Origin of the sequence: Salipiger marinus (genome assembly GCF_900100085.1) — a bacterium.
In the GTDB taxonomy this organism is placed as follows: domain Bacteria; phylum Pseudomonadota; class Alphaproteobacteria; order Rhodobacterales; family Rhodobacteraceae; genus Salipiger; species Salipiger marinus.
Genome location: NZ_FNEJ01000007.1, coordinates 83,042 through 104,291 on the forward strand (window position 1 = coordinate 83,042; position 21,250 = coordinate 104,291).

Annotated in this window: 22 protein-coding genes; 7 read left to right on the forward strand and 15 right to left on the reverse strand. The window is 68.8% G+C overall.

Features of this window, described 5'->3' with window-relative positions:
* The 5 genes from BLR51_RS09530 to BLR51_RS09550 are packed head-to-tail and all read left to right on the forward strand — an operon-like array spanning position 1 to position 4,560.
* Complete coding sequence (locus tag BLR51_RS09530) at positions 1 to 975, forward strand: tagatose kinase (protein ID WP_089846275.1); 975 nt, start codon at positions 1 to 3, stop codon at positions 973 to 975.
* On the forward strand, positions 972 to 2,252 hold the full coding sequence (locus tag BLR51_RS09535; RefSeq protein WP_089846277.1) for a D-tagatose-bisphosphate aldolase, class II, non-catalytic subunit: 1,281 nt from the start codon (positions 972 to 974) through the stop codon (positions 2,250 to 2,252). The genes BLR51_RS09530 and BLR51_RS09535 overlap by 4 nt, the downstream gene beginning before the upstream one ends.
* A 28-nt stretch (positions 2,253 to 2,280) precedes the next feature.
* The gene (locus BLR51_RS09540) at positions 2,281 to 3,048 is read left to right on the forward strand and encodes an SDR family NAD(P)-dependent oxidoreductase (RefSeq protein WP_089846279.1); all 768 of its coding nucleotides are present in this window, start codon (positions 2,281 to 2,283) and stop codon (positions 3,046 to 3,048) included.
* A gap of 45 nt (positions 3,049 to 3,093) precedes the next feature.
* Positions 3,094 to 3,819, forward strand: a complete 726-nt coding sequence (locus tag BLR51_RS09545; protein ID WP_089846280.1) for an SDR family oxidoreductase — start codon at positions 3,094 to 3,096, stop codon at positions 3,817 to 3,819.
* Between the two features lie 9 nt (positions 3,820 to 3,828).
* The gene (locus BLR51_RS09550) at positions 3,829 to 4,560 is read left to right on the forward strand and encodes an SDR family oxidoreductase (protein ID WP_089846283.1); all 732 of its coding nucleotides are present in this window, start codon (positions 3,829 to 3,831) and stop codon (positions 4,558 to 4,560) included.
* An 18-nt stretch (positions 4,561 to 4,578) separates the two neighbouring features.
* On the opposite strand, the gene BLR51_RS09555 is transcribed toward BLR51_RS09550, so the two are convergent.
* From BLR51_RS09555 to BLR51_RS09600, 10 genes are read right to left on the reverse strand one after another with little or no spacing between them, the layout of a single operon-like run.
* The gene (locus BLR51_RS09555; protein ID WP_089846285.1) at positions 4,579 to 5,661 is read right to left on the reverse strand and encodes an ABC transporter ATP-binding protein; all 1,083 of its coding nucleotides are present in this window, start codon (positions 5,659 to 5,661) and stop codon (positions 4,579 to 4,581) included.
* A complete protein-coding gene (locus tag BLR51_RS09560; protein WP_089846287.1) occupies positions 5,654 to 6,607 on the reverse strand; it encodes an ROK family protein in 954 nt (317 codons plus the stop codon). The genes BLR51_RS09555 and BLR51_RS09560 overlap by 8 nt, the downstream gene beginning before the upstream one ends.
* The gene (locus BLR51_RS09565; RefSeq protein WP_089846289.1) at positions 6,604 to 7,305 is read right to left on the reverse strand and encodes a ribulose-phosphate 3-epimerase; all 702 of its coding nucleotides are present in this window, start codon (positions 7,303 to 7,305) and stop codon (positions 6,604 to 6,606) included. Before BLR51_RS09565 ends, BLR51_RS09560 begins: the two co-directional genes overlap by 4 nt.
* A gap of 9 nt (positions 7,306 to 7,314) precedes the next feature.
* Entirely contained in the window at positions 7,315 to 8,094 is a 780-nt protein-coding gene (locus tag BLR51_RS09570) for an alpha/beta fold hydrolase (RefSeq protein ID WP_089846291.1), read from the reverse strand.
* Positions 8,091 to 8,912, reverse strand: coding sequence for a sugar phosphate isomerase/epimerase family protein (locus tag BLR51_RS09575; RefSeq protein ID WP_089846292.1), 822 nt, complete (start codon positions 8,910 to 8,912; stop codon positions 8,091 to 8,093). The genes BLR51_RS09570 and BLR51_RS09575 overlap by 4 nt, the downstream gene beginning before the upstream one ends.
* Positions 8,912 to 9,976, reverse strand: a complete 1,065-nt coding sequence (locus BLR51_RS09580; RefSeq protein ID WP_089846294.1) for a Gfo/Idh/MocA family protein — start codon at positions 9,974 to 9,976, stop codon at positions 8,912 to 8,914. Before BLR51_RS09580 ends, BLR51_RS09575 begins: the two co-directional genes overlap by 1 nt.
* Positions 9,976 to 10,803 (reverse strand): sugar phosphate isomerase/epimerase family protein, encoded by an 828-nt coding sequence (locus tag BLR51_RS09585; protein ID WP_207543603.1) that lies wholly within the window; start codon positions 10,801 to 10,803, stop codon positions 9,976 to 9,978. Before BLR51_RS09585 ends, BLR51_RS09580 begins: the two co-directional genes overlap by 1 nt.
* Before the next feature lie 2 nt (positions 10,804 to 10,805).
* Positions 10,806 to 11,648, reverse strand: coding sequence for a carbohydrate ABC transporter permease (locus BLR51_RS09590; RefSeq protein ID WP_089846295.1), 843 nt, complete (start codon positions 11,646 to 11,648; stop codon positions 10,806 to 10,808).
* A complete protein-coding gene (locus BLR51_RS09595; RefSeq protein ID WP_207543604.1) occupies positions 11,645 to 12,595 on the reverse strand; it encodes a carbohydrate ABC transporter permease in 951 nt (316 codons plus the stop codon). The genes BLR51_RS09590 and BLR51_RS09595 overlap by 4 nt, the downstream gene beginning before the upstream one ends.
* On the reverse strand, positions 12,585 to 13,913 hold the full coding sequence (locus tag BLR51_RS09600) for an ABC transporter substrate-binding protein (protein ID WP_089846299.1): 1,329 nt from the start codon (positions 13,911 to 13,913) through the stop codon (positions 12,585 to 12,587). Before BLR51_RS09600 ends, BLR51_RS09595 begins: the two co-directional genes overlap by 11 nt.
* Positions 13,914 to 14,022: 109 nt before the next feature.
* Between BLR51_RS09600 and BLR51_RS09605 the strand changes: the two genes are divergently transcribed.
* Complete coding sequence (locus tag BLR51_RS09605) at positions 14,023 to 15,207, forward strand: Gfo/Idh/MocA family protein (RefSeq protein WP_089846300.1); 1,185 nt, start codon at positions 14,023 to 14,025, stop codon at positions 15,205 to 15,207.
* Positions 15,204 to 16,142 carry an alpha/beta hydrolase gene (locus BLR51_RS09610; protein WP_207543605.1) on the forward strand — a complete coding sequence of 313 codons (939 nt, stop codon included), beginning with the start codon at positions 15,204 to 15,206 and terminating at the stop codon, positions 16,140 to 16,142. Before BLR51_RS09605 ends, BLR51_RS09610 begins: the two co-directional genes overlap by 4 nt.
* A 6-nt stretch (positions 16,143 to 16,148) precedes the next feature.
* Here BLR51_RS09610 and BLR51_RS09615 read toward each other — a convergent pair whose 3' ends face one another.
* The 5 genes from BLR51_RS09615 to BLR51_RS09635 all read right to left on the reverse strand — a co-directional run bounded on the left by BLR51_RS09615 (position 16,149) and on the right by BLR51_RS09635 (position 21,235).
* The gene (locus BLR51_RS09615) at positions 16,149 to 17,174 is read right to left on the reverse strand and encodes a LacI family DNA-binding transcriptional regulator (RefSeq protein WP_089846302.1); all 1,026 of its coding nucleotides are present in this window, start codon (positions 17,172 to 17,174) and stop codon (positions 16,149 to 16,151) included.
* A 107-nt stretch (positions 17,175 to 17,281) separates the two neighbouring features.
* On the reverse strand, positions 17,282 to 18,319 hold the full coding sequence (locus tag BLR51_RS09620; RefSeq protein ID WP_089846304.1) for a carbohydrate kinase family protein: 1,038 nt from the start codon (positions 18,317 to 18,319) through the stop codon (positions 17,282 to 17,284).
* A 72-nt stretch (positions 18,320 to 18,391) separates the two neighbouring features.
* The gene (locus BLR51_RS09625) at positions 18,392 to 19,384 is read right to left on the reverse strand and encodes a beta/alpha barrel domain-containing protein (protein WP_089846306.1); all 993 of its coding nucleotides are present in this window, start codon (positions 19,382 to 19,384) and stop codon (positions 18,392 to 18,394) included.
* 25 nt (positions 19,385 to 19,409) lie between these two features.
* Positions 19,410 to 20,213, reverse strand: a complete 804-nt coding sequence (locus BLR51_RS09630; protein ID WP_089846308.1) for an ATP-binding cassette domain-containing protein — start codon at positions 20,211 to 20,213, stop codon at positions 19,410 to 19,412.
* Positions 20,210 to 21,235, reverse strand: a complete 1,026-nt coding sequence (locus BLR51_RS09635; protein WP_089846310.1) for an ABC transporter permease — start codon at positions 21,233 to 21,235, stop codon at positions 20,210 to 20,212. The genes BLR51_RS09630 and BLR51_RS09635 overlap by 4 nt, the downstream gene beginning before the upstream one ends.
* Positions 21,236 to 21,250: the final 15 nt, after the last annotated feature.

The following is a 21,250-nucleotide window of genomic DNA, read 5'->3' on the forward strand; positions in this document are numbered from 1 at the left end:
ATGAGCTTCCCTGCCCCGGACAGCCTTGGCCCCACGCTTTGCGTCGGGGAGATCCTTGTGGAGATCGTCGCCACCACGCCGGGCTGCGGCTTTCGCGCGCCGCAGCCGCTGATCGGGCCCTATCCCAGCGGCGCCCCGGCCATCTTCATGTCGCAATGCGGCAGGCTGGGCGGGGCTGCGGCGCTGGTGGGCTGCGTCGGCGATGACGATTTTGGCCAGCTCAATCTGGACCGGCTGCGGCAGGACGGGGTCGAAACCGGCGCCATCGGCATCGATCCGGAGTATCCCACCGGCAGCGCCTTCGTGCGCTACCGACCAGACGGGCAGCGGGATTTTGTGTTCAACCTTGCCAAATCCGCCGCCGCGCGCTTCGGCTGGACCGCCGGAACCGAAGCGCTCTGCGACCGCGCCGGGCATCTGCATGTGATGGGCACAGCACTTGCCATGGCAAGCGCGTGGGAGGTGATCGACCGCGCCCTGCCCCGGATCAAGGCGCGGGGCGGCAGCGTGTCCTTTGATCCCAACCTGCGCAAGGAACTGCTGCGCGACCCCGACATCCTGCCGCGCTTCGCGCGCATGGTCGCGGAGTGTGATCTGCTGCTGCCCTCGGGCGCCGAACTGCAGCAGGCGGCAGGGGTGGAGGATGCCGAGGCGGCGGTTGCGGCCCTGCTGCAGGGCGGCGTGGCCGAAATCGCGCTCAAGCAGGGCGAGGCGGGCGCCACCGTTTACCGCCGGGACGCGCCCCCGGTCCATTCCCAGGCCTTCGCGGTGGAAGAGATCGACCCCACCGGCGCGGGCGACTGTTTCGGCGGGGCCTATGTGACCTGCCGCAGGCTGGGCCTGCCGGTGGCCGAGGCGCTGACCTATGCCTGCGCCGCCGGGGCGCGCAACGTCACCCGGCGCGGTCCGATGGAAGGGGCAGGCACGCGCGCCGAACTGGATGCGTTCATCGCCGCCACGGGGTATCGGGCATGACCGCGCTGGCGCTGACCGATCTGGCGCGGCTGCGCGGCCAGCGCGGCCTGACCTCGGTCTGTTCCGCCCATCCGCTGGTGCTGCGCGCGGCGCTGCGGCTGGGGCGCGCCACCGGCGAGACCGTGCTGATCGAGGCGACCTGCAATCAGGTGAACCATCGGGGCGGCTATACCGGCATGACGCCGCACGATTTTGCCGGGCTGGTGCGGCGTCTGGCGGCAGAGGAGGCGCTGCCTGCGGAGCGTCTGCTGCTGGGGGGCGACCATCTTGGCCCCAATCCGTGGCGCGACCGCCCCGCCGCAGAGGCGATGGAGGAGGCGGAGGCGATGGTTGCCGCCTATGTGGCGGCGGGCTTCGGCAAGATCCATCTGGATGCGTCGATGGGCTGCGCGGGCGAACCCGACGCGCTGGATGACGAGACGACGGCGGCGCGCGCCGCGCGCCTTGCCGCCGCCGCCGAACGCAGCGCTGCCGCCGCAGGCCTGCCCGCCCCGCATTACGTGCTGGGCACCGAGGTGCCGCCCCCCGGTGGGGCCGATCACCTGCTCGACCGGGTCGACCCCACCGCCCCCGAAGCGGCACACCGCAGCATCGCGGTGCATCGCCGGGTCTTTGCCGAGGCGGGGCTGCAGGCGGCCTTTGACCGCGCCATAGCGCTGGTCGTCCAGCCCGGGGTGGAATTCGGCAACCGCAACGTCATCCGCTATGCGCCCGACCGCGCGCAGGCGCTGAACGCGGTGCTGCGCGCCGAGCCGCAATTCGTCTTTGAGGCGCATTCCACCGATTATCAGGGCCCCGAGGCGCTGGCAGCGCTGGTGCGGGACGGCTACGCGCTGCTGAAGGTCGGGCCAGAGGTCACCTTTGCGCTGCGCGAGGCGCTTTACGCGCTGGATCTGATCGCCTCGGATCTGCTGCCCGGCTATGGCGCCCGCCCGCTGCTGGCCGCGATGGAGGGGGCCATGCTGGCGGCACCCGGACCCTGGCAGCGCCATTACGGCACCGGGGCAGAGGCGCGCCTGCTGCGGCATTATTCGCTGTCCGACCGCATCCGCTATTACTGGCCCGCGCCACAGGCGCAGCACGCGGTGGACCGGCTGCTGGCCGCGCTGCGCGGCCAGCGCCTGCCGCTGCCGCTGCTGCGCCAGCACCTGCCCGCAGCCTTGCATCTGGCCGATGTGCCGCTGGATCCCGAAGCGCTGCTGATCGACCGCGTCATGGCGGCGCTGCGCCCCTATTCCGCCGCCTGCCTGCAGCGCGGCGCCCCCCTTCCGGCCTGAGGCCGGATCACCAGACGGAGGAAAATCCATGTCTCTCGACCAGTTCCGCCTCGACGGCAAGACGGCCCTGATCACCGGCGGCAACCGTGGCATCGGGCTTGCCATCGCGCGGCTTTTTGGCGAGGCGGGCGCCACCTGCGTGCTGACCAGCCGCAGCCAGACCCCCGGCCTTGCAGCCCTGCTGGAGGCACATCCCGACCGCTACCGCTGGGTGCAGGAGGATGTCACCGACCCCGAGGCTGGTGCCCGTCTGGTCGCCGCCACCTGCGAAGCGTTTGGCAGGCTCGACGTGCTGGTGAACAATGCCGGGGTCGCCGCCAATGGCAATTTCCACGAATTCGACGACGCGCAGCTTGACTACATCATGGGCACCAACCTGATCGCGCCGTTCCGCATCGCCCGCGCCGCCGTGGCGCAGATGCTGGCGCAGGGCGGCGGCGGCACGGTGGTCAATGTCGGCTCAATCTCGGGCTATGTCGCCAACAAGCCGCAGCTGCAGGTCGCCTACAACTCCTCCAAGGCGGCGATCCACCAGATGACCAAGACCATGGCCTTTGAATATGCCGCGCGGGGCATCCGGGTGAATGCCATCGCACCGGGCTATGTGGTTTCCGACATGACCAAGGGCGGCATCGCCAATCCTGACTGGAACCGCATCTGGACCGAAAACACGCCCATGGGCCGCTTTGCCGAACCCGAGGAAATGGCCACCTGCGCGCTGTTCCTCGCCGCTCCCGCCTCCAGCTACGTGACCGGGGCAATCCTCGTCGCGGATGGCGGCTACACCACGCATTGACCACACAACGCGGGGCCGGACCGGCCCGCCAGAGGGAGGATTGACATGACACAACTGGACGGAAAGGTGGCCGCCGTCACCGGCGCGGCCTCGGGGATCGGGCTCGCCTCGGCGGAGGCGATGCATGCGGCGGGGGCGACCGTCGTGCTGGTCGACCGCGACGCCGCCGCGCTGGAGCGGATCACGACCCGGCTGGGCGCGCGCGCCATCGCGCAGGTGACCGATCTGCTGGACCCCGAAAGCTGCGACGCGATGGTGCCGCAGGTGCTGGAGAAGGCGGGGCATATCGACATCCTGCACTGCAACGCGGGCAGCTATATCGGCGGCGATCTGACCGAAACCACCACCGCCGCGATCGACCGGATGCTGAACCTCAACGTCAACGCGGTGATGAAGAACGTGCACGCGGTCGTGCCGCACATGACCGACCGGGGCAGCGGCGACATCGTGGTGACCTGTTCCGTCGCGGGGCATTCCGCGATCCCGTGGGAGCCGGTCTATTCCGGGTCGAAATGGGCGATCACCTGTTTCGTGCAGACCATGCGCCGCCAGCTCTTCCGGCACGGGATCCGCGTCGGGCAGGTGTCGCCCGGTCCGGTGATCTCTGCCCTGCTGGCGGACTGGCCCGAAGAGAACCTGCGCAAGGCCAAGGAGAATGGCAGCCTGATCGAGCCCGAGGAGGTGGCAGAGGCGGTGATGTTCATGCTGACCCGCAAACGCACGGTGACGATCCGCGACGTGATCGTGCTGCCGACGAATTTCGACATCTAGGGGGTGGGCATGTCTGATCTTTCAGGGCTCACCGCCCTCATCACCGGGGCGGCGGGGGGCATCGGCACGGCCATGGCCGAAGGCTTCGCCCGCGCCGGCGCGCGTCTGGCGCTGGTGGATCTGCGCGACACCTCCGATCTGGCCGCAAGGCTGGGGCCGGAGCATCGCGCCTTCACGCTGGATCTGGAGGATCCGGAGGCGATTGCCTCGGTCTGTGCCGGGATCGGCGCGGAAATGGGCATCGACATTCTCGTCAACAATGCCGGGCATGGCGTGATCTTTGCCGCCGCAGATCCGCAGGTAGAGGTCTGGGACCGCACCATGCGCATCAACCTGCGCGCGCCGTGGCTGCTGTCGGCGGCGGCGCTGCCCTATCTGCAGCGGTCGGGGCGCGGGCGGGTCATCAACATCTCGTCGCAGGCCGGGGTGGTGGCGCTGGACGAACATGCCGCCTATGGCGCCAGCAAGGCCGGGCTGATCCTGCTGACGCGGGTGCAGGCCTTTGAATGGGCGCGGCACGGGGTGACGGTGAACGCCATCGCCCCCACCGTGGTCGACACGCCCATGGCGGTGATCGGCTGGTCCGGCGAAAAGGGCGACAAGGCGCGCGCCGAAATCCCGGTGGGCCGCTTCGCCAAACCGCGGGAGATCGCGGCGGCGGCGCTCTATCTTGCTTCCGAAGATGCGGCCATGGTCACCGGCGAGACGCTGATGGTCGATGGCGGCTATACCATGCGCTAGGCCGGGTCCGGGCCCGCGTCACGCGGGCTCGGTCCTCCGGGCCTCCAGATCGACCCGCTGTTCGGCGCTGTCGAACAGATGCAGCCGCGCGCGGTCGGCCCACAGATCCAGCGCATCCCCCGGGCGCCCGTCAAAGCCGCCATCGGTCTGCACCACCAGCCCGGTGCCATCGGGCAGATCCACATGCAGGTTGCTGAGCCCGCCCAGCCGTTCGATCAGCCGCAGCGTGCCGGACCACGCGAGCCCGCCGGGACGGGCGGGCCCCAGCGCGATATGTTCGGGGCGCAGGCCCAGCACCATGCCCTCGGCAGCCTGCATCCCCGGCAGCACGGAGCCGCCCGGCAGCCGCAGCGCGCCGGATCCGGCCTGCAGCGGCAGGAAATTCATCTTCGGCGCACCGATAAAGCCCGCAACGAACATGTTGGCGGGGCGGTTGTACAGGTCCATGGGCGCGCCCACCTGTTCGATCCGCCCGTCGCGCAGCACCACGATCTTGTCGGCCATGGTCATGGCCTCGGTCTGGTCATGGGTGACGTAGATCATCGTCGCCTGCAGCCGCTGGTGCAGGCGCATCAGTTCCAGCCGCATGTTCACGCGCAGCGCCGCATCAAGGTTGGACAGCGGCTCGTCAAACAGGAAGATTTTCGGATTGCGCACGATGGCGCGCCCGATGGCGACCCGCTGGCGCTGACCGCCCGACAGTTCGCGCGGGCGGCGGGACAGAAGATGGCCCAGTTCCAGCACCTCGGCGGCCTCCCGCACCATGCGGGCGCGGTCCTCCTTGGGCAGTTTCGCCACCCGCAGGGCAAAGCCCATGTTCTCTTCGACCGTCATGTGCGGATAGAGCGCGTAGCTCTGGAACACCATCGCCAGCCCGCGATCCATCGGTTCGCTGTCATTCTCGCGCTGCCCGTCGATGAGCAGATTGCCCGAGCTGATCGGCTCCAGCCCGGCGATCATCCGCAGCAGGGTGGATTTGCCGCAGCCCGACGGGCCGACGAACACCACGAATTCGCGGTCCCTCACCGTCAGGTCGACGCCCTTGATCACCTCCAGCCCGCCAAAGCTCTTGCGCAGGCCCTTCAGCTCCAGATCAGCCATGTCGTCTCTCCCTCCCGCTGTCCGGCGCAGCCTGCCGGACGATATGCGCCATGCCCACCAGCCCCGCCGCATCCCCCAGCGCCGCGCGCAGCAGGGGCGTGTCGCGGTAATCGGGCATGGCGGACTGCGCGATTTCCGCACGGATCCGGGGCGCGAGCAGGTCAAAGCCATTGGCCAGCCCGCCGCCCATCACCAGCATGTCCGGCGCGTAAAGATGCAGCAGATTGGCAAAACCCCGGCCCAGCCAGCGCGCATGCCCCGCCACCAGCCGCAGCGCCAGCCGGTCGCCGCCGCGCGCCGCCTCGATCACGTCGCGCCCGGTGGGGGGCGCCGCACCTTCGGGCGCGCCGCGCCGCTGCTCTGCCGCGCGCCGCCCCAGTGCCGAGCCGGAGGCCAGCGCCTCGAAACAGCCGCGCGCGCCGCAGGCGCATTCGGGGCTGTGTTCGGCGATCTTCATATGGCCGATCTCTCCTGCCAGACCGCCGCGCCCGCGCAGAATATGGCCATCAACGATCACGCCACCGCCAATGCCGGTGGAGACGGTGATGAACACCAGCGACTGTGCCCCCTGCCCCGCCCCGAACAGCTGTTCGCCTAACGCTGCGGCATTGGCGTCATTCTCCAGCAGCACCGGCAGGCCCAGCCTTTCCCCCAGCAGCGCCGAGGCGGGCACGTTGCGCCAGCCCTGCAGCGTTGGCGGCGCCAGCATCACGCCGCGCGCGGCATCCAGCGGGCCGGGCGCGCAGAGCCCCGCCGCGCGCGGCGCCGGTCCCTGCGCCAGACAGGCGGCGGCCAGAGTGCAGAGCCCGTCCAGCACCGCGCCGACCCCGTCCCGCGCCGGGGTCGCGCCTTCGGCCATGGCCAGCACGGATCCATCCCCGGCCACCAGCGCCGCACGCATCCGCGTGCCGCCAAGGTCAAAGGACAGGACGGGCGCGGCGGTCATGCCTGCTGCACCCCGAGCCCGCGCAGCCAGCCGAACCGCGCGGCAAGGTCGTCCGCGCCAAAGGCGAGCGAGCCCATCACCACGGTGTCGGCCCCCGCCGCGCGCAGATCCGGCACGGTGGTGTCGCGGATGCCGCCATCGGCGGCCACCCGCACCCGCCCCAGCCCCTGCGCCGCCAGCGTCTGCCGCAGCGCCCGGATCCGGGGCACGGCCTCGGGATCGAGCCCCGCGCCCTTGATGCCGATGCGCGTGCCCATCAGCGTCACCATGGCCACGCGGGGCAGGAACGGATCCAGCGCCGCCAGCGGCTGGTCCAGCGTCAGGGCCACGCCCCCCGCCGTGCCGCGCGCTGCCAGCAGATCCAGCGCGGCCAGCCCCTCGGCGCCGGTTTCGGCATGGACGGTGACCAGATCGGCGCCCGCCTCGGCGAACTGGCGGGCCTGATCCACCACGATGTCGCCCTGCGTCATCAGATGCACATGCACCGGCGCCTGCGCCACATCGGCGATGCGGGCGACGAGATCGGGAAAGAACAGGAACCCGGGGGTGAAGCGGGCATCGGCCACGTCGACATGCAGGATGTCGCCATAAGGCGCGATGCGGGCCATATCCCGTTCAAGGTTCAGCAGATCGGCGGACCAGAGCGAGATCTCGGCCAGAAGCCGGGTCCGGGGAAGCGTGTCGAGAAACAGGGTCATGACCGTCCTTCAGTCAAGTTGGGCAAGAAACTGCGCGATGGCGCGGGCGGCGGCCTGCCGGTGCGCCTGTGGATCGGCGGCCTTGTCGGGCAGGGGCGCCAGCGTCGCGCGCGGCAGGCGGCGGGCCAGATCCTCGGCCAGCGCGGCGGGGTGGATCAGGTCGCGCGGCGCACACAGCACGAGGGCGGGCAGGTCCAGCGCCGCAATCTGCGCCCCGGTCAGGCCGGGATCATCCGCCGCCAGCGCGGCCAGAACCTGGGCAAATTCCGCAGCATCGGGCCGGGTGAAATAGCCGCGCAGCGAGGCGAGATTGTCCGGAGAGGCGGCCATGTCGCGGGCAAGCCTGCTGTCCTCGAACCCCTGCCCGGCAAGCAGAAGCCGCGCCGCCTCGGCCACGGGCGCCATGTTCGCCGCCATGGGGCCCACGCCCCATGCCGGACGCAGCAGGATCAGCCCGCGCACCCGCCCCGGATCCGCCACCGCCAGCCGCAGCGCCAGCGCCGCGCCCATCGACACGCCGCCCAGCACCAGCGGCGCCCGCGCCTCGCGCGCCAGCAGCGCCTCAAGATCGGCGGCGAACTGCGCGAAACCCCAGCCGCCTAGGCCCTTGGGCGAGGGGCCATGGCCGCGGCAGTCCAGCGTCAGCCGGGTGGCGGGCAGGCTGTCGGGCCAGAGCGCCGCCACCTGCCCCGCATCGCCGCCCAGCCCGTGCTGGACCAGCGCCAGCGGGCCGGATCCGGCGCGGTGCACGGCCAGCGGCAGGCCATCGCGGCAAAGCGGCGCGGTCATGCCAGCCACGCGGTCAGGCGCCGCGCGGTCTGCGCCACCTCGGCCTCGGCGATGCCATGGGTGACCAGCGCGCCGTCATAGCCTGCCGCCGCAAGGCGCCGCACAAAATCCGGAAAATCCACCGCACCATCGCCGGGCGGCACCACGCGGCCCTCGGGCGTGCGGTCCTTGGCATGGGCAAGGCCCAGCATCGGCGCGGACTCGTCCACCGCGCGGGCCACGATCTCGCGCACCTCGGCGGGGGAGCCGTGGTCAAAAAGATTGGCGGGATCAAGGATGAGGCGCAGCCGGTCGGTGCCCAGATCCTGCGCGAGCCGCAGCGCGTCCCCGACGCTGCGGACCACATTCGCCTGCTCCGGCTCGATCCCCAGCACCACGCCCGCGTCTTCGGCCATCTCGGCCAGCTCAGCCATGGCGGCGCGCATGTCGCCCCATGCCTCGGGGGTGGTGTTGTCGGGATGGGGCGCCCATTGATCGGCGGCATTGCGACTGCCGGTGCAGAGCGTCACCATCGGAATGCCCGCCGCCGCCGCGCAGCCGATCACGCCGCGCAGCCGGGTCACGCCGGACTGGCGGGTGGCCGGATCGGGATGGGCCAGATTGCAGGTGCCCGAGAGCGCGGGCAGCGCCACGGCACAGGCCGTGGCCGCCGCACGGAGGGAGCCTGACACGCCCTCGGGCACCACCTCGGGCACCGGGTCCAGCCCGGCGCAGGCGAGGTTGAACTGCGCGGCGGCAAAGCCTGCCGCGCGCACCTGCATCAGCACGGTGTGCGGATCGTGTCCGGCAAAGGTCTTGGCAAAGATCCCCGCCTGCATCACACCGCCCCCGTCACATCGGCCAGCGCCACCCGTGCGCCGCCCTGCCGGACGGAACTGGCAATGGCCACCATGGCGCGGATCGAGGCGATGCCGTCTTCGACGCCTGCGCCGCGCATCGGCGCGCCCTGCAGGATGGTGTCGGCAAAACCTTCAAGCTGGCGGCGGAAGAAATGCCCGTCGGCGGCCAGCGGCATGCGGGTGGTGGCGTCTTTCTCGTGAAAGATCTGCACTTCGGACGACCGGAAATACCACGGGTTGAAGGTCTTGGCGAGGATGGAGCCATGTTCGCCATACATCTGGAAGCCCTCGTGCCAGTCCATGCGCACCGCCACCGTCAGGTCGAGATGCCCCAGCGCGCCATTGGCGAATTCCGTCTCGACGAACCAGCACCACATCCCCGCCCGTTCCAGCAGGCGCGCGGTGACGGCGGTGATCTCGCCACACATGAACCGCGCGGTGTCCACCAGATGCGACCCATGGGCCAGCATGTAATACTGCCGCTTGTCGGCCTTGGGGTCACCCGCAGGCCTGCGCGCCTGCGCCGACAGGATCGGTTTGGGCTGCACGGCATCGGTGTTGGTGTAGCGGTGGGTGCTGTCGCAATACCATGCCTTCAGGGCGATGATCTGGCCCATCTCGTCGCGCACGAAATCGCGCGCCGCCTCCAGCGCGGGATCAAAGCGTTTCATGTGGCCCACCTGCAGGATCCGGCCACTGGCCCGCACGGCGGCGGCCAGCGCCTCGCCCTCTTCCACGGTCACGCCGATGGGCTTTTCGCAGAGCACATGTTTGCCCGCCTCCAGCGCGCGCAGGGCGGCGGGCACGTGAAACGCGTCAGAGGTGGCAATGATCACCGCATCCAGCGCGGGATCGGCCAGCATCTCGTCATAGTCGGCAAAGGCATGGCCCGGCTGGTAGGTGGCGCGCATCCGCTCCAGCAGGTCGGGGGCGGCATCGCAGATCGCGTGCAGGCGGGCATTGCGCGCCTTCACGCAGGATTCGAAATGCGCGAACTGCGCGATGGGGCCGCAGCCAAGGATCCCGACATGAAGCTCGGTCATCACAGGCCCTCCGCCGCCAGCATCTGGCGCAGCACGCGGTGATTGGTGGCCACCGCCGCGGCGGGATCGCGGCCCGCCGTCTCGGATTCCTCCTCCAGCACCAGCCAGCCGGTGAAGTGGGGCGCGCGGGCGGCAAGCCGCGCCACCTCGGCCACGTCAACGACCCCCTGCCCCAGCATCGCCCAATCACCTGCGGCATCCACGTCCTTGAGGTGGACGTAGCGGATGCGGTCGCGCCAGCGGGTCATCGCCGCCGCCACGCTCTGGCCGCCGCGCAGGATATGGCCGGTATCGGGCACCCAGCCGACCCGCGGATCCATCCGGTCAAACAGCGCGGCATAATCGGCCTCGTCAAAGATCAGCGTGTCATGGTGCGAACTCGGATGCACCGCCAGCGCCACGCCCTCTGCCGCGGCCGCCTCGAAACAGGCGTCATAGACCTGCGCCGCGATGTCATGCTTTGCCGCGCGCGGGCCGGGGGACATCACCGTGGCCGATCCCATCGAGATCAGCGCGCCTGGAAAGCGCGCCACGAAGCGCGCCGTCTCGCGCATCCGCGCCACATCCGCCGCGACCTGCGACGCCTCGCAATAGCCGCTGGCGGAGGCTGTGGCATAGGCGACCAGCGTCAGCCCCGCGCGGTCAAGTGCGGCGGCAAATCCGGCGGGATCGTCGATATAGTGCCCGATCATCTTGTCGGTGATCTCGATCCCCGTATAGCCCGCCGCCGCAATCGCCGCGAGCAGGTCATCCGGCCCGCCGGTCCAGCCCGCCCCGAGCATTTCCCATGTGAAGGTCTGGCAGCCCAGTCTGAAGTCTTGTCCCATGATCATTCCTTGATCCCGCCTTGGGTCAGCCCTTCGATGATGTGCCGCTGGAAGATCAGCACAAGCAGGATGAGCGGCGCGGTCACGACGGCGGAGGCCGCCGCGATGTCGCCCCAAGGCACGAAGTAAAGATTGGTGAAATTCGCGATCCCGACGGGGATCGTCTGGTGGTCGATGTTCGAGGTGAAGGCGAGCGCGAACAGGAATTCGTTCCACGCGGTGATGAAGGCCAGCAGCCCGGTGGTCACAAGGCAGGGCAGCGACATGGGCAGGATGATGAACCAGTAGGTGCCAAGCGCGCCCAGCCCGTCCATCCGCGCCGCCTCGTCGATCTCGCGCGGCAGGGTTTCGAAATAGCCATACATCACCCATGTGACCAGCGGCAGCACCAGCGCGAGGTAGACCAGCACAAGGGCGGCGTAGGTGTCGAGAAGCTGCAGCGTGGAGGCGAGGATATAAAGCGGCCCGACAAGGGTGATCTGCGGAAACATCGACACCGACAGGATCACCAGCAGCAGCCCGTAGCGCCCGCGGATGTTGAGCCGCGACAGCGAGAATGCCGCCAGCGAGCCGAAGGCAAGGCAGAGCGCGGTGGTGGACAGCGACACGATCAGCGAATTCAGCACATAGCGGTGCAGCTGCTTTTCGAAGAAGACGTTGTAATAATGCTCCCATGTGAAGGGATCGGGGATCAGGGTCGGCGTGCCCGAGGTCAGCGCCTTGTCCAGCTGGAACGAGGTCGCGAACTGCCACACGAAGGGCGAGGCGGACCAGAGCAGGATCATGAGCGCCGCCAGATACAGCCCGGCGCGGCGCAGCAGGGCGGAAGGGGAAGTCAGGGTCATGTCACCCTCCGGATCGTGCGCACCAGCCACAGGCACAGGATGCCCGCTAGCACCGCCTCGGTGAGGAACATCGCGGTGGACACGGTGGAGCCATAGCCGAATTCCAGCGTGGAAAAGAGCTCCTTGTAGGCCAGCGTCGACAGCGTCTCGGTGCTGTCGGCGGGGCCGCCGCCGGTCAGCACATAGACCAGATCGAACACCCGGAACGCGTCCAGCGCCCGGAACAGCCCCGCGATCAGCAGCGTCGGCATCAGCAGCGGCAGGCGGATCGACCAGAACACCGTCCAGGGCCGCGCCCCGTCCATGCGCGCCGCCTCGGTCAGGGATTTCGGGATGGTCTGCAGCCCGGTCAGCAGCAGCAGCGCCATGAAGGGCGCGGTTTTCCAGACATCGGCGATGATCAGCGTGGTCAGCGCGGTGTCGGGATCGCCATACCAGTTCACCTTGGCGTCGATCAGGCCAAGCTGCAGCAGGATCCAGTTCACCACGCCGTTCTGCCCGTCAAAGAGCCAGCCGAACATCTTGGAGGTGACCACCGTCGGCATCGCCCATGGCACCAGCATCGCCGCGCGCACAAGACCCCGGCAGGGAAAGCGTTCGTACAGCACCAGCGCCATGCCAAGCCCGATCAGCGTTTCCAGAACCGTGGAGGCGAAGGTGAACCAGACCGTGTGTCCCCATGCGTTCCAGAAGCGGCTGTCGGACAGAAGCCCCGCGTAATTGTCGAACCCGACAAAATCCGACTGCCGCGTGATGAGCGAGGTGTTGGTGAAGGACAGCCGCAGGCCTTCGAGGATCGGCCAGAAGGCGACCGCCCCGATGGCGACAAAGGTCGGCAGCAGCAGCAGCCACGGCCAGACCCAGCGCGGCAGGGCCGGGCCGGGGCGGGCAGACAGGTCTGCCCGCGCCACGGAAGATCGCGCCACGCCCACGGGATCAGCCGACAATCTTGTCCAGCTGGTCCGACAGCGCGGCCATTTCCCGCTCGACCTCGCCATTGACCAGAGCCTTGGACAGGCCCGACTGCAGCGCCAGCGTCACCTTGGCATATTCCGGCGTGACCGGGCGCGGCGTGGCGCCGGTGAAGACCGGGCGCAGCGTCGCCATGAAGGGCTGCTGTTCGTTCAGATCGGCATCATCGAACAGCGCCGGGCGGCTTGGCCCAAGCCCGAAATTCAGCGCGATGCGCTTCTGCTGCTCGGGCGCCGACATCCACGACATGAATTCCCATGCCGCGTCACGCTCCTTGGTGTTGGCGTTGAGCCCCAGCTGGTAGCCGCCAAGGCAGGAGGCGCTTTTGCCGCCCGCAAAATGCGGCAGCGGCCCGGCGCCGACCTTGCCCACGATCTCGGAGACCGAGGGATCCTGCGCGATGGGCCAGACATAGGACCAGTTGCGCAGGAACATCGACCGCCCCGCCGTGAAGGGCTGGCGCGACGGCTCCTCGTCCCAGCTCAGCACGTCGGCCGGGCTGATCCGCGCGGTGTTGATGGAGTCGTAAAGGAACTGGATGGCCTCGATGGCGGCGGGCTCGCCAATGCGGGCGCTGCGCCCGTCTTCCGCAAGGATGCCGCCCTTGTTGGAGGCGATGGCCTCCACCGCGTCGCAGACCAGAACCTCCGCCTGCTTGCCCTGCCACAGGAAGCCGAATTCGGTATCGCCCGCCTCCATCGCGGCCTTGCCGATGCGGGCCATCTCGTCCCATGTGGCAGGCACCGTCTCGCCATACTGGTCCAGCAGATCCTTGCGGTAATACAGCATGCCGGTGTCCATGAACCACGGCAGCGCGGTCAGCTTGCCATCCCATGTGCAGGCGGCGAGCGTGCCCTCGAAATATTTCGAGGTCATGTCGGCATCGACGAATTCATCCAGCGGCAGCGCCCAACCGGCAGCGGCAAATCCCGCGATCCAGATCACGTCCTGCGAAAACACGTCCGGCGTGCCGTTGCCCCGCGCCAGCTGCTGCACCAGCCCCTGATAGACCTCGGTCGAGGAACTGGGCGGCGGCAGCTCGATATAGCGGACCATCACCCGGTCCTGGCTTTCGTTGAAGCTGTCGACCAGATCGCCAAAACTCTCGCTGCCGAAGAACGAGGCGGTGGCAAAGCTGATCTCCTTGCGGCCTGCGGCGCGGGCCCGGCCCGGCAGACCCAAGGCTGCGGCCCCCAGACCGGCGGCGCCGGTCGACAGAAAGCTGCGGCGGTCAAATCTTGTCACATGGGCAGGCCCGGAACGGCCCCCCGACGGCGGGTTCGAAACTGTCATCTCATTCCTCCCAAAGCGATGGCCTCCCAACCATCGATTTACTCACGTTTCTAAATTTTTTGTCGCGCGTCAACAAATAAAAATCTACAAGACAAGAAGAGCGCCGCAGATGCGGCAGCAGGTTCTGGCCACGAGGGAGGAAAGCTTGGGTCTGACAGAGCAAAAAGAGCTGCGCATCGGCGTGGTGGGCTGCGGCAACATCTCGGCCATCTACATGAAGAACGCGAGCCTGTTCCGGCGCCTGCGCATGGTGGCCTGTGCCGATCTGCGGCCAGAGGCGGCAACGCTGCGCGCCAAGGAATTCGGGCTGCGCGAGATGCCGCTAGAGGCGATCTTTGACGCGCCCGACATTGACCTTATCCTGAACCTGTCGGTGCCCGCCGCGCATCACGAGGTGTCGATGCGCGCGATCCGGTCCGGCAAGCACGTCTTCACCGAAAAGCCGCTCTGCGCCTCGGCGGCAGAGGCGCGCGCGCTGCTGGATGCGGCGCGGGCGGCGGGGCTTGTGGTCGGGGCGGCGCCCGACACCTTCCTTGGCGCTGCCGGGCGCCGCGCGCGGCAACTGATCGACAGCGGCGCGCTGGGGCAGGTGGTGACCGGCACCGCCTTCATGTTAGGGCGGGGCATGGAACACTGGCATCCGAACCCTGCCTTCTATTACCAGCCCGGCGCGGGGCCCGTGCTGGACATGGGGCCCTATTACCTGACAATGCTGACCTATCTTCTGGGTCCGGTGCGGGCAGTGACCGCCGTCACCTCCTTTGGCGCCAAGACCCGGACCATCACCGCGCCGGGGCCGCTGCAGCACAGCACGTTCGAGGCGGGCACCCCCACCACCGCGCTGTCGCTGCTGGAATTCCGCTCCGGCGCCATCCTCAGCTTCGGCGCCTCGTGGGACGTGTTCCGCCATTCCAGCGCGCCCCTCGAACTGCATGGCACCAGCGGGTCGCTGCGCCTGCCTGATCCTGACAATTTCGGCGATGTGGTGGCGCTGTCACCGCAGGGCGCGGACTGGGTCGCCCATGCTTCCGAAGGCACGCCCTTTGGCACCACCAATTACCCGGTGGAGGCGCCGGACCGCGCCAATTACCGCGCGCTGGGTCTGGCCGAGATGGCCGAGGCCATGGAAATGGGCCGCCCGCCACGTGCCGATGGCGCGCTGGCCTTTCACGTGCTGGAAGTGCTTGAAAGCATCCTGCATTCGGGCGAGACGCGCCGCCGGATCGAGATCACCTCCTGCCCGGACCAGCCCGCGCTGCTGGACGAGGCGGCGGCAGAGGGGCTGCTGCGATGAGCCGCCCGCCGCTCTCCCCCGGCGCGCGTGCCACGCTGGCCGCGCAGGCGCAGATGCCAAGCCCGCCCTTCGAGCAGATGTCCGCCCCCGAGGCCCGCGCCAGCTTTGACGCAGGCTGGCCCGCGCTGCAGCTGCCGCCCGATCCGGCGCTGGCCGAAGGGCCGGTGCCGCTGCTGCTGGCCGACCGTCCCGCGCTCTGCTGGCGCGGCGCCGGGGCGCCCGCCACCGGGGCCCGCGCCATTCTTTATCTGCATGGCGGTGGCTGGGTGGTGGGCAGCCCCGCCTCGCATGCCGCGATCTGCCAGCGGCTGGCGGCGGCCTGTGGCGCGGTGGTGATCTGCCCGGACTACCGTCTGGCGCCCGAACACCCCTTTCCGGCAGCGGCAGAGGATGCCATCGCCTGCCTTGCCGCCCTGCCGCAGGTGGCGGCACAGCTTGGTCTTGCCCCCGACCGGATCATCGTGGCCGGGGACAGCGCGGGCGGCAATCTGGCGGCGGTGGCAGCCCTGGCCGCCGCCCGCGATCCCGCGCTGCCGCAGCCCCGGGCGCAGCTGCTGTTCTATCCCAACACCGATGCGGGCCAGACCCATCTCAGCTATCGCCGCTTTGCCGAAGGGTTTGGCCTGTCCGCGCGCACCATGCGCTGGTTCCGCGATCACTATGCCCGGCCCGAGGATCATGCCGACTGGCGCCTGTCGCCGCTGCGTGCCGATCCTGCGGGCACCGCTCCGGCCTTTGTCGCCTTGGCCGGGGCCGACATCCTGCATGACGAGGGCCGCGCCTATGCCGAGGCGCTGACCGCCGCTGGCACCCCGGTCGAAACCCGGCTCTGGGAGGGGCATCTGCACGGCTTTCTCAGCCATTGCCGCCATGATCCCGCAGCCCTTGAGGCACTGGCCGCAGCGGCGCAGTGGCTTGACCGGCAAGGCATCTGACCGCGCTCAGGCCGAGGCGCGCATCACCAGTTTGGCGGGCAGCTGGGTGGAACTGACGGTGCCGCGCGGTGTCTCACCGGACAGCAGCGCCAGCAGATGCGCGCTGGCGGTGCGCGAGATGCCTTCGTAATCCTGCGCGATGGTGGTCAGCGACGGCGCGCTGTAACGGCTGAGCGGGTGGTCATCATGCCCGGCCACGCGCAGGTCATAACCTTCGCCATGGCCGACCCGCAGCCCCGCCTCATGCGCTGCGGCGATCACGCCAAAGGCAAGCCGGTCATTCGCGCAAAGCAGCGTGCGCCCGGGCAGGCCTGCGGCGATCAGCGCCTGCATCCGTTCGAACCCGACCCGTTCCAGATCCCATGGCGTTTCGGTCTGGCTTTCCAGCACCAGCGGCGTGGCGCCATGGGCGCACATCGCGGCCAGATAGGCGGCACAGCGTTCGCCGGTGCCGGGATTGACGGGGGGCGTGTTGATATAGACCGGCGCCTCTCCGGAGCGGCAGAGGTAGTCCACCATCGTGCCGATGCTCTGGCGGTTGTCATTGCCCACGAAAGAGGCCATGCCGCCGATGGCATTGTCCAGAAAGATGCACGGGGTCGCCTCGACGAAGCGCTGCATCGCCTCGGCATCCGAGGCAAAGCCAAGCGGCGCGATCAGCGCGCCGCCCACCCGCAGCGACTGCAGCGTGCGCAGCGCCTCCACCTCCAGATCGGGCTGGCCATGCGGCGAGATGGTCAGCGGCCAGTAGCCTTCGGCGCGCAGCAGCAGTTCCAGCCGGGTGACCAGCTGGGCATAGAACGGGTCGGTGATGGCGGGCACCACGATGCCGATGGTCCGCGTGCGCTTGCGGTTGAGGTTGCGCGCGTACAGGTTCGGCTGGTAGTCGGTTTCCTCCAGCTTGGCGGTGATCAGCGCCCGGGTGGAGGGCTTGACGCTTTCCGGATCCTCGAAGAATTTCGACAGGGTCGGGCGCGACACCCCGCAGGCCCGGGCAAACGCCTCCATCGTGCGCGGTGGGTCCTCCTTCATCCGGTCTCTTCTCCGCGTGGCTTGGGCGTTGAAGTTACCGTAAAGAAAATTTTCAGGCGCGCGTAAAGATCTTTCGTCCGGGACCAAGGATTTCCCGGGATGCAGGATCAGGCCGCGCCCAGCTCCAGCGCGTCGCGCCAGCCGGTGCGCGCGGCAAGCGCCAGACAGGCCTCGAGGCTTTCGACCGCGCCATAGGTGTCGACGGAGCGCAGCGAGGCGGCGGCGGCGGCATGGGCATAGGCCAGACAGTCGCGCAGCGCCACGCCCCGGTGATGGCCGCAGAAGAACCCGGCGGCAAAGGCATCGCCCGCGCCATTGGTGCCCTTCACCTCGGTCTGCGGAAACCGCGTGGAGGGATGGGACTGCACCCCGCCGCTGCGGTCCAGCGCCACGGCACCGCCGGGGAAATGCGCCACCGCGATTTCCATGCTGCCAAGCTCCATCACCCGGCGCAGCGCCGCGATCACCCCCGGCACCGAGGTGGCCCCGCCCTGCACCGTCTGCAGATCGGCGAAGGCGCCGATTTCGTAATCATTGACCACAAGGTAATCCAGATGCGGCAGGCAGGGCAGGATCAGCCGCCGCAGATCGTCGCGCGGGATGCTCATCACCTCCATGTTGGTGCGCAGCCCGGCGGCGCGCGCCTTTTTCAGCACGCTGACCCAGCCGCTGGGATCGCCCTGCCACGGACCGTCGAGCCTCGCATGGGTGCCGGGCAGCCCCAGATGCAGCATCCGCGCCGTCACGCCGTCAAAATCGAAATGGTCGGGCGTCAGATGGTCGCTGGCATCGGCTTCAAAGATATGGGTGCGCCTGCCGTTTTCCGCAGAGGTAAAGGCCATGGTGCGATGCGTGCGCAGGGCGGGATCGACGTGAAAGCGCGAGATGTCGATGCCGTGGTCGGTGGCGACGCCGCGCAGCAGCCGCCCGTCCGGATCCTCGCCGCAAAGGCCCACCGTCGCCACCGGAATCTCTGGCGCCAGCCGCCGGATGTCGACGGCAAAATTGCACCCCGCCCCGCCGCCCTGCGCATTGGCGGACAGGATCCGCGTTGCCGTCTCCTCCTCCGGCCAGCGCGGCAGCACCATGTTGTGATCGACGCACCATGTTCCGCCGGTGATGAACCCGCTGCGACTGCTGCTCATGGTCTCTTGCCTCCTTCCCTTGTCCTTGTCCGCTTGGGGCGGGACGCCGCACCGGGCGCCCCGCAGCCGCGCTCAGGCGGCGCTTTTCAGCACGGCTTCGGTGATCTGGCCGTCTTGGTCGAGCGGGCGGCTCGGGGTGATGCCCTTGGACTGCAACGTGCCGTGATAGGCGCGGGTCGCCTCTTCGGAGCCGATCTCGCCATCGGCCACGGCGCGCATCATGCGCACCATCTCGCGCGGGTCGTCGGCAAGGTTGATCTTGCGCCCGAACAGCGCCACCCGCGCGCCGTAGCGTTCGATCTGCGCGATCAGTTCCAGACAGTCGCGCGTGGTGCCCGCGCCGCCGCCCAGCACCCCCACGATGACCGAAGGGTCATAGCTGACCAGTTCCTCCAGCGCCTTGGGGCCGTTATAGGCGATCTTGAGGAATTCGGGCCGCTCGCGCCGGGACAGGCCCGCCATGCAGCGCATCATCGCGTCATTGACGTAACCGGGGATGTCCTCTGCAGACAGGCCGCAGTCGACATTGGGATTGAACACCTCAAGGAAATAGCGGAACCCGTTGGACTGCGCATCGGCGCGGAAGGCGGCGAAATGCTCCAGCGACAGGTAATCCGCGTCCAGATCGTTGTTGAAGGTGATGGAGTAAAGCCCCAGATCGCAGCCAAGCCGCTTCGCCTCGGCAAGGTTCGCGCTGCGGAACGGGCGCGAGGGCTGGCTGGCATAGCGCGCGCCCCGGAACACCCAGACATCGGTGGTGTCATTGGCCCGGATCGCCGGGGTGACGCGGCTTGATCCGTAGACGCCGCGCTCCTGCAGCGCCTCGAGGTTCGACACCGAGGTCAGCATCACGTCGACCACATCCTGCGCCACGATCGCCTCGATGCTGTCAAGGAATTCGGGCCTTGTGCGGAAGGCGCCGGGGCTGCCATCGGCGTTGCGGTGCGGACCGCAGGATTTGATCGACGGGCCCATGTCGCCGTCCTTGGCATCGGCGATGACAAAATCGCCCTTGCGGTAGTCGCAGCTGCGGATGCGCGCCAGTTTCTCGTCCAGTCTCAGCATGTCTTGGTCCTTGAAAGGTTGGGGGTTAGCGGTCCTGCCGCCCGGCGGGCGGCTCCATGGCGCCGGTCATGATCGCCACGGCGTCGGACATGGACATGTCCGATGGCCGGACCACCGCGACGCGGCGGCCCAGCCGGTGAATGTGCACCCGGTCGGCAATCTCGAACACATGCGGCATGTTGTGCGAGATCAGCACGATGGAGATGCCGCGCGCGCGCACGTCCCGGATGAGGTCAAGCACCTTGCGGCTTTCCTTGACGCCAAGCGCTGCGGTGGGTTCGTCAAGGATCACCACCTTGGATCCGAAGGCACAGGCGCGGGCCACGGCCACGCCCTGCCGCTGGCCGCCCGACAGCGTTTCGACCACCTGATCGATGTTCTGGATGGTCATCAGCCCCAGTTCCGACAGGTGCCGCCGCGCCTCTTCGCGCATCCGCGCCCGGTCCAGCAGCCGGAAAAGGCGGCCGCGCAGCCCGGGCACGCGGTATTCGCGCCCCAGAAACAGGTTGTCGACGATAGTCAGCGCCGGGGCCAGCGCCAGCCCCTGAAACACCGTCTCGATCCCCCGGGCGCGGGCGTCCATCGGGCTGTGAAAGCTGACCCTTTCGCCGCCGAGATAAATCTCTCCGGCATCGGGGCGCACCGCGCCCGCAAGGGCCGAGATCATCGTGGATTTGCCCGCGCCATTGTCGCCGATCACCGCCAGAATCTCGCCCGGCATCAGGTCGAAATCGGCCCCGTCCATGGCCACGACCCGCCCGAAGGATTTGACCAGCCCGCGCGCCTTCAGCGCAGGCTCCGTCGCGGCGGAAGCTGTGGGTCCGGTCATGTCGAGATCCTCCGCAGCCACTGGTCGAAGGACACCGCGATGATGATGAGGAAGCCGATGGTGAATTCCTGCCACAGCACGTCGAGCCCGGCGAGCGCCAGCCCGTTGCGGAAAAAGCCGACGATCAGCGCCCCGATCAGCGTGCCGATGATCGACCCGCGCCCGCCGAACAGGCTGGTGCCGCCGATGACCACGGCGGTGATGCTGTCAAGATTGGTCATGGCACCCCCCAGCGGGCTGATCGCGCCGATCCGCCCGATCAGCAGCCAGCCCGCAAAGCCGCAGATCGCGCCCGCAATCAGATAGACGGTGAACAGCACCCGGCGCGTGCCGATGCCGGAAAGGCGCGCGGCGTTGGCATCATTGCCCACGGCATAGATGTGGCGGCCATAGGCGGTGCGGTTCAGCACATACCACAGCAGCCCCGCCAAGAGCAGCATCAGCAGCGAGCCGATGGTGAGGCGCGCCGCCCCCATGCGCAGCGACTCGCCGGTCCATTGCAGGATCGGGGCGGCGGCCTCGATCTCCTGCTGGCGGATGGTTTCGCCCCCCGACCAGAACTGGATCAGCGCGTTGAACACGCTCCATGTGCCCAGCGTGACGATGAAGGGCGGCAGGCGGATCAGCGTGACGAAAAACCCGTTGAGCGCGCCGCAGGCCGATCCCACGGCGATGCCCAGCGACAGCGCCAGCCCCGGCGGCAGATCCTGATCCATCGCAAGCCGCCCCATGGCGACGGAGCTCAGCACCACGATGGCCCCCACCGACAGGTCGATCCCGGCGGTCAGGATGATCAGCGTCTGCGCCAGCGCCACGGTGCCGATGATCGTGACCTGCTGCAGCACCAGCGACAGGTTGAAGGGATGGAAAAAGCGCTCTCCGACCACGGACGAAAACACCGCCAGCCCCAGCACGAGCACGAAGAGCGGAATGATCGTCGGATTGCCGTGCAGGACGTTGATCATCCGGCGCGACAGGCGGGGGTCGGTGGTCGCGAAGGTCGGCAGGTCATCGCTGGCCATGTGAGGGATCCCGGC

What these genes read in the sequence shown, in the direction of transcription:
- BLR51_RS09530 (WP_089846275.1), top strand. Translation starts at nt 1, where the DNA reads ATGAGCTTCCCTGCCCCGGACAGCCTTGGCCCCACGCTTTGCGTCGGG.
- BLR51_RS09535 (WP_089846277.1), top strand. Translation starts at nt 972, where the DNA reads ATGACCGCGCTGGCGCTGACCGATCTGGCGCGGCTGCGCGGCCAGCGC.
- BLR51_RS09540 (WP_089846279.1), top strand. Translation starts at nt 2,281, where the DNA reads ATGTCTCTCGACCAGTTCCGCCTCGACGGCAAGACGGCCCTGATCACC.
- BLR51_RS09545 (WP_089846280.1), top strand. Translation starts at nt 3,094, where the DNA reads ATGACACAACTGGACGGAAAGGTGGCCGCCGTCACCGGCGCGGCCTCG.
- BLR51_RS09550 (WP_089846283.1), top strand. Translation starts at nt 3,829, where the DNA reads ATGTCTGATCTTTCAGGGCTCACCGCCCTCATCACCGGGGCGGCGGGG.
- BLR51_RS09555 (WP_089846285.1), bottom strand. Translation starts at nt 5,661, where the DNA reads ATGGCTGATCTGGAGCTGAAGGGCCTGCGCAAGAGCTTTGGCGGGCTG.
- BLR51_RS09560 (WP_089846287.1), bottom strand. Translation starts at nt 6,607, where the DNA reads ATGACCGCCGCGCCCGTCCTGTCCTTTGACCTTGGCGGCACGCGGATG.
- BLR51_RS09565 (WP_089846289.1), bottom strand. Translation starts at nt 7,305, where the DNA reads ATGACCCTGTTTCTCGACACGCTTCCCCGGACCCGGCTTCTGGCCGAG.
- BLR51_RS09570 (WP_089846291.1), bottom strand. Translation starts at nt 8,094, where the DNA reads ATGACCGCGCCGCTTTGCCGCGATGGCCTGCCGCTGGCCGTGCACCGC.
- BLR51_RS09575 (WP_089846292.1), bottom strand. Translation starts at nt 8,912, where the DNA reads ATGCAGGCGGGGATCTTTGCCAAGACCTTTGCCGGACACGATCCGCAC.
- BLR51_RS09580 (WP_089846294.1), bottom strand. Translation starts at nt 9,976, where the DNA reads ATGACCGAGCTTCATGTCGGGATCCTTGGCTGCGGCCCCATCGCGCAG.
- BLR51_RS09585 (WP_207543603.1), bottom strand. Translation starts at nt 10,803, where the DNA reads ATGGGACAAGACTTCAGACTGGGCTGCCAGACCTTCACATGGGAAATG.
- BLR51_RS09590 (WP_089846295.1), bottom strand. Translation starts at nt 11,648, where the DNA reads ATGACCCTGACTTCCCCTTCCGCCCTGCTGCGCCGCGCCGGGCTGTAT.
- BLR51_RS09600 (WP_089846299.1), bottom strand. Translation starts at nt 13,913, where the DNA reads ATGACAGTTTCGAACCCGCCGTCGGGGGGCCGTTCCGGGCCTGCCCAT.
- BLR51_RS09605 (WP_089846300.1), top strand. Translation starts at nt 14,023, where the DNA reads ATGCGGCAGCAGGTTCTGGCCACGAGGGAGGAAAGCTTGGGTCTGACA.
- BLR51_RS09610 (WP_207543605.1), top strand. Translation starts at nt 15,204, where the DNA reads ATGAGCCGCCCGCCGCTCTCCCCCGGCGCGCGTGCCACGCTGGCCGCG.
- BLR51_RS09615 (WP_089846302.1), bottom strand. Translation starts at nt 17,174, where the DNA reads ATGAAGGAGGACCCACCGCGCACGATGGAGGCGTTTGCCCGGGCCTGC.
- BLR51_RS09620 (WP_089846304.1), bottom strand. Translation starts at nt 18,319, where the DNA reads ATGAGCAGCAGTCGCAGCGGGTTCATCACCGGCGGAACATGGTGCGTC.
- BLR51_RS09625 (WP_089846306.1), bottom strand. Translation starts at nt 19,384, where the DNA reads ATGCTGAGACTGGACGAGAAACTGGCGCGCATCCGCAGCTGCGACTAC.
- BLR51_RS09630 (WP_089846308.1), bottom strand. Translation starts at nt 20,213, where the DNA reads ATGACCGGACCCACAGCTTCCGCCGCGACGGAGCCTGCGCTGAAGGCG.
- BLR51_RS09635 (WP_089846310.1), bottom strand. Translation starts at nt 21,235, where the DNA reads ATGGCCAGCGATGACCTGCCGACCTTCGCGACCACCGACCCCCGCCTG.